The 12,717-nt window shown below is 65.8% G+C and carries 11 protein-coding genes; 5 read left to right on the plus strand and 6 right to left on the minus strand.

Annotated elements, in window-relative coordinates; genetic code table 11:
• The first annotated feature begins 54 nt into the window (after positions 1-54).
• A complete protein-coding gene (locus tag IIE29_RS11195) occupies positions 55-801 on the plus strand; it encodes an MgtC/SapB family protein (RefSeq protein ID WP_209325335.1) in 747 nt (248 codons plus the stop codon).
• A 106-nt stretch (positions 802-907) separates the two neighbouring features.
• The gene (locus tag IIE29_RS11200) at positions 908-1,789 is read left to right on the plus strand and encodes an MBL fold metallo-hydrolase (protein WP_343071880.1); all 882 of its coding nucleotides are present in this window, start codon (positions 908-910) and stop codon (positions 1,787-1,789) included.
• A 70-nt stretch (positions 1,790-1,859) separates the two neighbouring features.
• Here the strand turns inward: IIE29_RS11200 and IIE29_RS11205 are convergent, their stop codons facing one another.
• From IIE29_RS11205 to IIE29_RS11225, 5 genes are all read right to left on the minus strand, one after another.
• Positions 1,860-3,011 (minus strand): fatty acid desaturase family protein, encoded by a 1,152-nt coding sequence (locus tag IIE29_RS11205; protein WP_216629725.1) that lies wholly within the window; start codon positions 3,009-3,011, stop codon positions 1,860-1,862.
• Positions 3,012-3,127: 116 nt separating this feature from the next.
• Positions 3,128-3,808 carry a response regulator gene (locus IIE29_RS11210; RefSeq protein WP_209325336.1) on the minus strand — a complete coding sequence of 227 codons (681 nt, stop codon included), beginning with the start codon at positions 3,806-3,808 and terminating at the stop codon, positions 3,128-3,130.
• Positions 3,805-5,055, minus strand: a complete 1,251-nt coding sequence (locus tag IIE29_RS11215) for a sensor histidine kinase (protein ID WP_209325337.1) — start codon at positions 5,053-5,055, stop codon at positions 3,805-3,807. The genes IIE29_RS11210 and IIE29_RS11215 overlap by 4 nt, the downstream gene beginning before the upstream one ends.
• 215 nt (positions 5,056-5,270) lie before the next feature.
• On the minus strand, positions 5,271-6,776 hold the full coding sequence (gene scpC / locus IIE29_RS11220; protein ID WP_209325338.1) for a succinyl-CoA:acetate CoA-transferase ScpC: 1,506 nt from the start codon (positions 6,774-6,776) through the stop codon (positions 5,271-5,273).
• Between the two features lie 20 nt (positions 6,777-6,796).
• Positions 6,797-8,140 (minus strand): MFS transporter, encoded by a 1,344-nt coding sequence (locus IIE29_RS11225; RefSeq protein WP_209325339.1) that lies wholly within the window; start codon positions 8,138-8,140, stop codon positions 6,797-6,799.
• A 172-nt stretch (positions 8,141-8,312) separates the two neighbouring features.
• Here IIE29_RS11225 and IIE29_RS11230 point away from each other — a divergent pair, with 172 nt between their 5' ends.
• Entirely contained in the window at positions 8,313-9,245 is a 933-nt protein-coding gene (locus tag IIE29_RS11230; protein ID WP_209325340.1) for a LysR family transcriptional regulator, read from the plus strand.
• Between the two features lie 9 nt (positions 9,246-9,254).
• Here IIE29_RS11230 and IIE29_RS11235 read toward each other — a convergent pair whose 3' ends face one another.
• Entirely contained in the window at positions 9,255-10,190 is a 936-nt protein-coding gene (locus IIE29_RS11235) for a formylglycine-generating enzyme family protein (protein WP_209325341.1), read from the minus strand.
• Between the two features lie 269 nt (positions 10,191-10,459).
• Between IIE29_RS11235 and IIE29_RS11240 the strand changes: the two genes are divergently transcribed.
• Both IIE29_RS11240 and ribA read left to right on the plus strand, forming a co-directional pair.
• Positions 10,460-11,239 carry a CDP-alcohol phosphatidyltransferase family protein gene (locus tag IIE29_RS11240; RefSeq protein WP_209325342.1) on the plus strand — a complete coding sequence of 260 codons (780 nt, stop codon included), beginning with the start codon at positions 10,460-10,462 and terminating at the stop codon, positions 11,237-11,239.
• 28 nt (positions 11,240-11,267) lie between these two features.
• Positions 11,268-12,710 (plus strand): GTP cyclohydrolase II RibA, encoded by a 1,443-nt coding sequence (ribA, locus tag IIE29_RS11245; RefSeq protein WP_209325343.1) that lies wholly within the window; start codon positions 11,268-11,270, stop codon positions 12,708-12,710.
• Positions 12,711-12,717 lie beyond the last annotated feature (7 nt).

Genomic DNA, 12,717 nt, shown 5'->3' on the forward strand with positions numbered 1-12,717 from the left:
TGGCCGGTCAGTCTTCTTCCTCACCTCGGCGGTCACGGCTAAGGTGAAGTCACTATGGAGAGTTCATCGGTGTCGCTCGACGGCTTCTTCAGCAGCACCACGGCACTCGAGGCCGAACTGCTGCTGGCCAGCTTCGTGCTGTGTTCGCTCATCGGCTTCGAACGCCAGTTCCGGCAGAAGGCGGCCGGCTATCGCACGCACGTGCTCGTGGGAATCGGCACGTGTGCCTTCACCCTTGTCTCGGCCTACGGCTTCGCCGGGGTGCTCGAGAACGACGTGCGGCTCGATCCATCGCGGATCGCAGCGCAGATCGTCTCGGGCATCGGCTTCCTCGGCGCCGGGGTCATCTTCAAGGGCCGCAACATGGTCCGCGGCCTGACCACGGCGGCGACGATCTGGGTGACGGCCGCCGTCGGCATGGCCTGCGGAGCGGGAATGTTGTCGCTGGCGACCATCCTCACGGCCCTGCACCTCTTCACACTCTTCGTCATCGCACCGCTGATCCGCAGGATTCCGAACAGCGACCACGGCCGGCTTCTGCGCATCTCCTACCGGGACGGTGAGGGGGTCCTGCGAGACATCCTCGCATTGGCCGGACGGATGGGTTTCTCCAACACCATCGTCGATTCGCGGAAATTCGAGGACGACGGTGTTCGAATGGTCACGATCGAGGCGAAGTTCGAGGGCAAACCCCCGCTGCACCTCCTCGTCGCCCCACTCATGGATCTGCCCGGGGTCGACACGGTCAGCATGCGCGAAGATCGCCTCCATTCGGTCGACGACGACGGCGACTCGGTCTGAGCCCGCGCGTGGATCGCCATCGCCGACCCTGGTCATGGACTCACCCGAGGACTAGGCTCGGTGGGAATCAGTGCTCTCATCGGTCGAGACTCGAGAGGATGGCGTCGTGCCGAACACCAACAGCGCCGCGGACAGCGGCTCCGCCTCAGGCCGCGGCCGGGGCGCACAGCTCAGTGATGTGACGATCTGCCGCACGTGCGGGGTGGAGACGACGACGCCGCCTCCGCGGCTGTGCCCGATCTGCGACGATGACCGTCAGTGGGTCCCGGCCTCCGGCCAGCAGTGGGCGACTCGGGACGAACTGGAGGCTGAAGGCCATTCGCTCGTCGTGAAGGAGAGGGAGCCCGGACTCTTCGCCCTCGGGGTCGAACCGAAGCTGGGTATCGGCCAAACCTGCTATCTCGTGCGCACCGAACTCGGCAATCTGCTGTTCGACGTTCCCGCCTACATCGACGCCGAAGCCGTCGCCCGCATCCGCGAACTCGGCGGCATCGCAGCCATCGCTGCGAGCCATCCGCATATGTTCGGCACACAGGTGGAATACAGCGCCGCGTTCGGCGATGCTCCGATCTTCGTCTGCCGTGCCGATCTCGGATGGGTGCAGCGGACGGTCGGCACCATCTGCACCTACTACCACGAGGCGACGCCGCTGCCGGGAACCGTGCTGCGTCGCACCGGCGGTCACTTCGCCGGCAGCGCCGTCGCCGTGTGGACGGCCGAGGACGGGGCCGGAGTGATGCTCAGCGGAGACTCCATCGGCCCGGTCGCCCGAGAAGGCTGGGTGACCTTCATGCGCAGCTTCCCGAACTACCTGCCGCTGTCGGCCGCTGTCGTCCGGCGCATCTCCGCCTCGGTGGCCGACCTCGATTTCGATCGGATGTACGGCAACTTCGGTCAGCACATCGCCACCGGCGCTCACCATGCGGTCCGGACCTCGGCGGAGCGCTACGCCGAATGGGTCTCCGGAGAACACGACGACCTCACCTGAGGACCCGCAGGGTTCGCCCCGGACGCCTACATACCCGCAGGTTCGATGATCTCATTGAGGCGCTTCGAGCTCAGCGGGAGCGGAACTGCGCGGTGACCGGGCAGTCGAAGGGATCGGCCTCGCCGAGGCCTACGCGGTTGAGGTAGCGGATGATGATCCTGAAGGATTCGAGGAGAGTGGTCTCCGTGTACGTGATGTCCTTCTGCCGACAGTACTCGCGCACCATCGGCTGCACCTTGTGCAGATTGATGCTCGGCATGCTCGGGAACAGATGGTGTTCGATCTGGTAGTTCAGTCCGCCCATGAGGAACCCCATCGGGCGACCACCTGAGATATTGCGCGACATCAGCGTCTGACGGCGCAGGAAATCGATCTTGACGTCCTTGGGCACGATCGGCTGCCCCTTGTGGTTGGGAGCGAACGAACCGCCCATGTGGACGCCGAAGACCGCGACCTGGACGAGGACGAAGACGCTGCCGATCAGCGGACCAGCGGCCCAGATCGCCAACGCCGGGAACCCGATGAGTCTGATGGCGATGAGGATGCCCTCGGTCCAGCGTCGCTTGATCGACGATTGGCCGCGGAGGATCGCCCTCACCGAATCCGCATGCAGCTGCAGTCCCGCCAGCGTCAGCAGAGGCAGGAAGAACCAACCCTGTCGGGCCGCGAACCAAGCGGCGAAACCCGTGCGCTCACGGGCATCCTCGGCGACGAAGACGAGTGCGCCGGGGGCGATGTCACCGTCGACGCCTGCCTTGTTCGGGTTCGCGTGGTGGAGAGCATTGTGCTTCTTCAGCCACCAGCCGTAGCTGAGGCCGATGAAGAGATTGCCGATGATCGTCGAGACCCATTCGCCCGTCTTGCCGTTGGAGAAGATCTGCCGGTGAGCCGCATCGTGGGCGACATAGGCCGTCTGAGTGAACAGCGCACCGAAGACGACGGCGGTGGCCAGCTGCCACCAGCTCTCGCCGACGAAGAAGAGCATCGTGAACGCGGCCGCATACCCGAGGCCGAGGAGGCAGAAGCGCAGCAGATTCCATCCCGGGCGTCGGGCGAGCAGACCGGCCTCCTTGACCTGGGCCATGAGGGCGCTGAAGTCGCTTGTGAACTCCTGTTGTGCAGTGCCGCGCCTGGCACGCCGCCGTTCGAGCACCTCGGCGCGGGCGGCCGGGTCCGGAGCGGGAATCGACAAGGGGGTGCTGAGCACTTCGGATGGGTTCATATCCTCAACGCTATGGTTCGCACGCGCATTGCGCGTCACCCCGTGGAGCCGTTTCCCACCCCCTACCCGAGTAGGGGGTCAGCGAAGGGACCGAGCCAGAAGATCTGAGAGCCGTTTCAGAGCTGGCCCCCGGGCACGACCAGACCGGATTCGTAGGCCGCGATGACGGCCTGGGCCCGATCCCGGGCATCGAGTTTGTACAGAATCCGCGAGACATGCGTCTTCACTGTCTGAACGGCGATGAAGAGACTGGCCGCGATCTCCGAATTGGATTCGCCGCGCGCGACGAGCACGAGGATCTCCCGCTCGCGATCCGTCAGCTCCGGCAGGCCGGAAAGCGTCGGGGCCGGGGATGTCCGAGGCGTCGCGGCGAAGTGCTCGATGACGCGTTTGGTCACGCTCGGGGCCAGCAGCCCCTCACCCGAGGCCACGACGCGCACCGCCTCGGCGAGCTCATCGGGCGGAGCGTCCTTGAGGAGGAACCCACTGGCCCCGGCCCGGATCGCGTCGAAGACATAATCGTCGATGTCGAAGGTGGTGAGCATGATGATCCGAGGACCTGTCGCCGAGGCGGCTCGTGAGTCCGCGACGATCGTCCGCGTCGCCTCGATGCCGTCCATCATCGGCATGCGCACATCCATGAGCACGATGTCGGGGGCGCAGTCGGCCGCCATTCTCACGCATTCCTCGCCGTCCTGCGCCTGTCCGACGACTTCGAGGTCGGGATGGGCCTCCAGCAGAGCAGCGAATCCTGCCCGGACCATGGCATGGTCGTCGGCGATGACGATGCGGATCATGCGCGTTCCCGCCTCTCATCGGCCACCGGCCCTGTCAGGCTGAGCGGCAGCACAGCTTCCACTTCGAATCCTCCCGTCGCCGTCCGGCGGCTGCGGATCTCACCGCCGACGGAACCGGCACGTTCGCGCATCCCCACCAGGCCCTGCCCCCGATGCTCTTCGGTCGAAACGGCCTCGGTGGGGCCTTCACCCCGGGTATTGGTCACTGAGATGCGGACCGAAGCGCCATCGCTTCGGATCCTGATGGCGATGTCCGAGTCCCGGGCATGCCGAATCGCATTGCTCAGGGCCTCTTGGATGATCCGATAACCGGCCAACCCGGTGCTGTCGCGCAAGACGGCATCCAAGGGTTCTCCGCGGCGCTCGAGGGTGACTCTCACTCCCGCCTGTCGAGCCTTGTCGACAAGCTCGTCGACGTCGGTGAGCTTCGGCTGCGGGGCCAGTTCGTGTGCCGAATCGTCGTTGCGCAGCACACTGAGCAGACCGCGCATCTCCGTGAGCGCCGCGCGCGCAGAGGTCGAGATGTCCTCGAACTCCTTCGCCACCCCGGCGTCGATCCCTGCATGGCGGAAGGGTGCGCTGGAGGACTGGATGTTGATGATGGACATGCTGTGAGCGACGATATCGTGCAGCTCGCGCGCGATTCGGGCCCTCTCTTCGATCGTGACGCGCTTCGAATGCTCCTCGGCGGTGTTCTCCTTCTCCTGCAGCAGCTGGGAGCGGATGAGCTGCCATTGCTGGACGATGACGGCGGCGACGTAGACGCCACCTGCGATGCAGGCATAGATCATGATGTTGATGATCGACGCGTCGGTTCGTTCGAGGTGGAAGAGAGCATGACCGACCACGGCCGCGAGCGCGGACCCGCCTATGCTGCCGAGGAGTGCCGAAAGCGCGATCCCCCAGTGCGCACGCAGGCCGATGATGAGGATGACTGCGATCTGAGTGATCATCACCGGCACCATCCACGGCCAGGGCGCATCGGCTGCATGGGGGCCGATCAGCGGCAGCGCGGCGCACGCACAGGACGAGAGGATGGCACCGAAGAGCGGACGCAGCATGGACAGCGGCATCGTTCCGGCGTGGACGACAGTGAGACCGAAGGCCAACGCCACGGGAGCATCATAGACTCCCGCGGCGATCGAGGACTGCACGGCCAGCATGACGATAGCCGCAAAGACGACGACCACCCATGCCAGCGCCGCCGGATTGAGTCTGCGATTCGACGGCAGGAATCTGCCGAACATCTGGTTCACCACCACAGGCGGCCGCTCCCTCCCGCGAATTCGGTCGTCTGCTGTGAAGCCGAACCTCGTCCGCGTCCTCAACCGACAGTAGCAAACCGCGCGCGGGCGAAGTCACGGACAATCTTCAGACGATCAGCCTCATCGGCCCCGGGCTGGCCTGGGTGGTGGCCGCCGTGCCGACCTGGCTCGCCGGCTGAGTGAGCAGGACCGGCCCTCTACATCCGTCCGGTGGTCGTGAAGCTCTCGTGCCAGGACAGGGCCTCGCCCAGCAGGTGCGGAGTGTGCCGTCCGTGCGGATTCGCGGCGATCGCCCGCTCGAGATAGTCCGAAAGCCGTTCGCGGTAGTCGGGGTGGGCGCAGGCGGCGATGATCTTCCGGGCTCGTGCCACGGGTGAGAGTCCGCGCAGATCGGCCAGTCCCTGTTCGGTGACGAGGATCTGCGTGTCGTGCTCGGTATGGTCGATGTGGCTGGCGAACGGCACGATCGAGGAGATCGCGCCGTTCTTGGCCAACGAGTTCGAGACGAAGAAGTCGAGGTAGGCGTTGCGCGCGAAGTCGCCGGAACCGCCGATGCCGTTGATGATCGACGAGCCCATCACATGGGTGGAGTTCACGTTGCCGTAGATGTCGGCCTCGACCATCCCGTTGATCGCGATGACTCCGAGGCGGCGGATGGCCTCGGGATGGTTCGACATCTCCTGTGTCCGCAGCAGGATCCGGCCTTTGTAGGACTCGATGTTCTCGTTGAAATGGGCTGCCCGTTCGGCCGACAGTGAGAACGCGGTGGCCGACACCGAAGCGAGTTTGCCGTTGTCGAGAAGGTCGAGCATCCCGTCCTGGATGACCTCGGTGTACGCGGTCAGACCTTCGAATTCGCTGTCTGCGAGGTTGCCCATCACTGCGTTGGCGACATTGCCCACACCCGATTGCAGCGGGAGCAGCTCGGGCGGCAGCCGATCGGCCCGGATCTCGTGGCGAAGGAAATCGACGAGGTGATTCGCGATCGCCTTCGAATCGTCATCGGTCGGCTTGAACGGAAGGTTCCGGTCGGGAGCATTGGTCTCGACCACGGCGACGACCTTCGCGGGATCGACACGCAGGTACGGATCGCCGATGCGCTGCATGGGTTCGAGCAGCTGGATCGGCAGACGCTCGGGCGGCCGGCGGGTGCCGTAGTAGACGTCGTGGAAACCCTCGTATGCACGCGGGTGCCATTCGTTGACCTCGAGGATGACCTTGTCGGCCAAGTCGAGCCACGTCTTCGAGTTGCCGACCGAGCTGCCGGGCACCAGAAGCCCGTTGGGCAGGATCGCAGCGACCTCAACGACGGCGATATCGAGGTTTCCGTAGAAGCCGAACCAAGCCTGCTGCGCCGAATGGCTGAGGTGGGTGTCGACATACTCGGTGCCGCCGGAGTTGATCGAGGCCCGCATGTCCGGATCGGACTGGAACGGCAGCCGTTTGCTCACCGCCTGCGCCGCTGCGAGCACTCCGTCGAGTTCCGGCGCCGTCGAAGCGCCGGTCCACAGCTCGACGCTGAAGTCGTCTCCGCGCTCGTGCGCAGCACGCGCCCGATCCGCCACCGCGCCCGGCACTGCCTTCGGATACCCCGAACCGGTGAATCCGCTCATGGCCACTCTGTGGCCGTTGTCGATATGGCTGGCCGCCTCGGCGGCGGAAGCGGTCTTCGTTCTCAGCTCCGGGCACGTGATTCTCGACATGGTCCGAAGTCTATCGGGCGCTATGACTCCAGCACCGAGGCGGTCCCGCCAGGTCGTGCCGCTTGGCTCGAGCGGTCGGCCGTGGTGCTTTCCCGGATGGTCCCGCTATCGCCCTCCCTTCCGTCTTCTGCAGACATCGCGGAAGCAGCGCGCGACTGCCGCACCACGGTTTGCGCCAGGACGGGAACCGGAATGGCGACGATCGTCGCCAGTAGCAGCGCCAGAGTGAAGATCATCGTGGCCACCACCAGCGGCATGCTCAGGGCCAGGATTCCGACGACGACCGCTGGGGCCCCCGCTCCGGCGTAGAACGCCAGATACAGTGCCGCGGAGATTCCTGCGCGGTTCTTCGTCGGAGTGAGCACATCGATCTCACGATTGGCTCCCCAATAGCTCAGACCGTGCCCGGTACCCGTTGCCACGGCGGCGATCACCATGATCGATGTCACCGCATCGGGTCCGATCGTCGGCAGATTCGAGCCCAGGAGGAGGGCCGCTCCGAGTCCCATGAGGGTGAGACCCAGCGTCTGCGCGGCTCGAGGGCGGAACTTCGGCGCCACCAGCTGGCTCGCCGCCGAGACCACCAGGACCGAACCCACGATGACACCCGAGGACAAAGTTCCCGACTTCGGAAGAATCGACTGTGCCATCGATGGCAACAATGCGAGGAAGAGGCCGAGTGCCGTCCAGCCGACGAATCCGGTCAGAGCGGCGATGTTGAAGTTCATGCGCATGGGGCCGGGCACCGACGGCCACGTCGGTCGCCATCGCTGTCGAGTGAACGGACGATGCAATGGCATCGCCGCGATCAGAATCATCACGATGGCGGTCATCGCGCACATGACCATGAAGGGCAGCACCAGAGGGGCGCCGCTCAGCGCTGAGACGGCTCCCGCCAGAATCGGGCCGAGGCCCGAGCCCAGAACGAACGAGATCGTCGCCGAGGTCGTTCCCAACCAGGCCTTCCGAGCCGGTGAGGCTTCGACCATCAATGCGATTCCGGCGCCTGTGCCCAAACCGAGTCCGATGCCCACAAGCGCCCTTCCGGCGAAGAGGCCTGCAGTCCCCAGGCCGTTGAGCCCGAATCCCGCAGTGCCCAGTCCGACCAGACCGATCGCAGCCAACAGGACCGGCTTGCGACCGAACGCATCCGCCGCCGACCCGAACAGCAGCAGCGACGGCAGACAGCTGAGGACATAGGTCGCATAGAGCGCGGTCATCAGCGTGTCGGACATCCCATAGGCGTCCTGCAGCAGCGGATACAGCGGGCTGGCCATGTTCGCGGCCGCCGAGAGCACCAGCAGGACCAGGGATCCGAACCACATCTGACGCCTCGACCCTCTGATGCGTGCGTATTCGGGCATCCGGAACCTCCTTCGTCTCATCGGTCTGAATGCGCGCTCAGTGGCGCGGGCCGCTTCCGCAGGCTCTGCGCTGCCGACCTCGTGGCGTTGCGAAGCTGCTGTTCCAGCATGGGCCCGAACGAGTACTGTTGTCTATCGCAAGAATTTCCACTGAATCATTCGATAGGACCGCATGATCGACAGTCGGCTCACCATGTTGAGCATGATCCAACGGCACGGCACCGTCACCGCGGCGGCCCATGCCCTTCGGTATTCGCCATCGACCGTGTCCCATCAGGTCAGACAACTCGCCGAGGAGCTCGGTGTCACATTGCTCGAGCAGCACGGACGCAACGTCCGGCTCACGCCGGCGGCCGCCTCGCTGCTGGGCCATGTGGACGCCATGTCCGCGGAATGGGAATCGGCTCTGGCCGATCTCGGACGCTTCTCAGAAACGGTGTCGGGCAGGCTGGGTCTCTGCGGTTTCTCCACCGCTGCGGCACTCCTGCTGCCGCCGACCATGCAGGTGCTCAATGCGAAGTTCCCTCATCTGCAGACGCAGACCATCGAGGCCGAACCCAGCGAGTGCTTCGACTTCCTGCTCTCCGGTGACGCGGACGTCGGCGTCATCGTGGCCGCTCCCGGCATCCCCGCCGGAGGAGACGAACGCTTCAGTCAGCACTTCCTCATCGATGATCCTCTCGATCTCATGGTCCCGCTCGACCATCCCCTGGCCGATCGGAAATCCGTCACGATCGGCGACACCGTCGAGGAGACTTGGATCCTGGGCCGGCCCGGCACCACCTACCATCAGCTCCTCATGGCCAGTTGCGCGGCGGCCGGGTTCACCCCGCGCATCGGCCACTTCGCCAATGATTGGAACACCGGGACCGCGCTCGTCTGCGAGGGCTTCGGCGTCTGTGTCGCATCTCGCCTGTCACGGTCCCAGGATCTCCACCCCGTCCGACGGATCCCACTCAGCGGCGACAACTCGCCGTCCCGCCATATCGCCGCTGTCACCCGCGCCGGCGCGGATTCCCGCGAAACCGTTCGCTTCACGCTCGAGACACTGGCGGATCAGACGCAACGGCTGATGAGCCGACTCGGCCACGACCTGAAGCACTGAAGTCGATGATCACCGAGGATCGCGCACGATGCGGAATCCGATGTTCGACGCCGAGGAGTCGGGAGTGTTCGACGACCTCGCGGCCACTCTGTAGCGATTGCAGTAGGAGTCGTGGCAGAGGAACGATCCCCCGCGCATGACCCTCTTCTCCCCCGTGGCAGGGCCGGGCGGGTCGGTCTGGGGCGAGCGCTGATAGTAGTCGCGGTCGAAGTAGTCGGAACACCATTCCCAGACGTTGCCGACGGTGTTGTACAGCCCCAAGCCGTTGGGGGAGAAATGCCGGGCAGGAGCAGTGCCGATGAACCCGTCTTCGAGGGTGTTGCTGCGCGGGAAGTCGCCTTGCCAGATATTGCAGTTCCACTCTCCGTCGACGAGCAGCCGGTTGCCCCACGGGTAGCGTCGTCCCTTGAGGCCGCCGCGGGCGGCGCACTCCCATTCGGCTTCGCTCGGCAGTCGGACGCCCGCCCAGGCGCAGTACGCCAGGGCATCGTCCCAACTGATATGGACGACCGGGTGCCCTCGGCGGTCGGCGACATCGGAGCCCGGGCCCTCGGGAGCCGCCCAGTTCGCCCCGGACACTTCGACCCACCAGGGCACGCCCGGCGCTTGCCCGAGCACGTGGCTGCGCGCCTGCGGGTTCGTCTCGAGGAGCATGGCGAACACCGCGGAGGTGCCCAGCCGTTCTGCGGTGGTGACGAACCCCGTGTCCTCGACGAAGCCCGCGAAGTCCTCGTTCGTCACACTCGTCGTCGCGATCTCGAAGTCGCTGAGACTCACCCGATGGCGAGGCCCTTCGCCGTCGGCCGGATGACCGTCGCCGAACGGGTCGCCCATATCGAAGGTGCCGCCTACGGTCACGAAATCGAAACTGAAGTCCTTCGCCTCCGCTGTTCGCTCGCCGCTTCGACAGGCCGCGCCGACCGCCGTGCCTTCGGCCTTGCTCATTCGCTTCGCGGCGGGCGCACAGCAGGTGTGTGCGAGATCGCCGAGGCCAGCCTCGGATCCGTCGGCCGTTCCGTTCACGTGTGCGCACCCCTCATTTCGGTTCTCACTGTCGAACCACCATACGACGTCCAGACACGCAACGCCCTCAGCGCCTTCGACGCCGCACACCCGGCGGTCGTTCAAATTCCCGTCGCGAGCGAGCAGGCTCCCCTGACTGGCGGGCGATGTCCTAGGGTGAAGTTGTCAGGGTTGCCGGTTCGCGTTCGCCCATGTCGAGACCGCGGACCGGACACCTCGGATCGGGCGAGGAAAGGACCTCGATGCTGCTGCGACGAGGAGTGAACACCGCCGGAGCACTCCGCATCGACGTCCTGTCGATGCTGCTGCTGACCGCCTCGGCGATCATCGGCGTCTTCGTCCGACCGCACCCCCTGACCGTGCTGGTCGTCGTCTTCATCGGCGCCGTCGGTGCCGGCCCTCGGCTCTGCACAGGCAGGCCGTGGTCACCGGCCGATGCGATCACGGCCGCCCGGCTGGGGATCATCACCATCTGCACGGCGGCCATGATCTTTCAGCCGGGGCTGAGCTGGACGGCTGTGACTTTGGCGGCGTCAGCGCTGCTGCTCGATGCCGGCGACGGTTTCGTGGCCCGCCGGACCGTGGTCACCGCTGCGGGTGAGGCATTCGACGAGAGGGTCGACGCCCTCTTCGTCCTCATCCTCTCGGTATCTCTCGTTCCGCTCTGGGGACCGTGGACGATGCTGCCGGGGCTCTACTACTACGGTTTCAAGGCCATCACATCTCTGCGCGCACGCTGGCAGCAGAAGCTGCCCCATTCCCGAGTGCGCAAGATCGTCGCGGCCGCCCAGGGGATCCTCCTCGTCACGGCCGGCTCTCCCTTGGCACAGGCCCATACCTGGCTCGGCTGCACCGCGGCCGGCATCGCTCTCACAGCCCTCACCTGGTCATTCGCTCGTGACATCATCTGGCTCGAGCGCGGCGCGTCAAGGCCGGCCCTCTCCGATGCGACGAAAATTCGGACCCCGTGACCACACGGTTCTCTCTTATACTGCTCATATGACTTCGATGCACCGCCGCTCCGTCCCGCCGCCCCTCGTCGTCGGACCGAGCAGCTCCCTGCCGACCGAACATGGGACGTTCACCATCAGGTCATTCACCCACAACGGGATCACGCATGCCGTCATGAGCATGGGCAGCCCGGAGAAGAGGGACGCTCCCCTGGTGCGGGTGCACAGCGAATGCCTCACCGGAGACGCCCTCGGCTCACATCGCTGCGATTGCGGAGACCAGCTCACCGCGGCGCTCGCCGCCATCGCCGCCTCCGGTCACGGGCTCCTCATCTACATGACGCAGCACGAGGGACGCGGAATCGGTCTCGCCGCGAAGCTGCAGGCCTATGCCCTGCAGGACGGGGGTCTCGACACGGTGAGCGCGAACCGGGCTCTCGGTCTGCCCGACGACGCTCGGGACTACGATGCCGCGGCCGCGGTTCTGCGCGAACTCGGCTGTCCGCGCATCCGACTCCTTTCGTCGAATCCGAGCAAGCAGGAGGCTCTGGAGGCGCTGGGCATCGAGGTCGCCTCACGGGTGCGGCTGCCTGTGGCCGACCGGCCGGAGAACAGCAGATACCTGATGAGCAAACGGCTGCGGATGAACCATGACGTTCCCTCCCACCTCGAGGAGGAGCTCAGCGCGGTGCCATCGACGAGGCAAGCCCGCCATGAGCCGCCTATCGGCTCGCATCTTCCGCTCAACGGAAGGGATGTCTACGACATTCTCTCGGACGAGGCGGAGGTGGTCGCTCAGCTGGCACAGAGCCAGGACGGGTTCATCGCCACGAGCACCGGCGACGCCTGTTTCGTCTCCGGCCGCACCGACCGGACACACCTCCATCGGGTTCGGGCCAGCGTCGGGGCGGTCCTCGTCGGGGCTCAGACGGTCATCGCGGATGATCCGCAGCTGACAGTGCGGGCGGTCGAGGGCGAGAATCCCGTGCGCGTCGTCCTCGATCCCCGGGGACGTGTGCCGACGGAGTCCACGGTGCTGCGCACCGGTCCTGCTGCGACGCTGTGGATGATCGGCGCCGAGGCGACCGTGGGTTCCGACGTCGGGGATCATGTGCGCGTCGTCCGGCTCCCACCGATGGGAGCCGGAGAGACCGCAGCCCCGCAGACGGTCATCGCACTCATCCGCGAACGTGTGCCCGGCTCCATCCTCGTCGAAGGAGGTGGCCGCACCGTCTCGAGGTTCCTCTCCGCCGGAGTCCTCGACCGGCTCTTCCTCACCACCGCACCGGTCTTCATCGGCGACGGTGTGCCGGGAATCCGCTTCGAGGGTTCTGAGGTGATGGCCCAGGCGCTGCGCACACCGTTCCGTCGCTTCGAGCTCGGCGAGGACATCTGCACCGAATACCTGCTGAGTCCTGCGGCAGTCGAGCATTCTTCGCAGGCTCCGGTCCCGAACTCCGTGACCGTCGGCTCGACGCCGTCCACAGGGTGACAGTCCC

The sequence above is a fragment of the Brevibacterium renqingii genome, assembly GCF_017808095.1.
Classification (GTDB): Bacteria; Actinomycetota; Actinomycetes; order Actinomycetales; family Brevibacteriaceae; genus Brevibacterium; species Brevibacterium renqingii.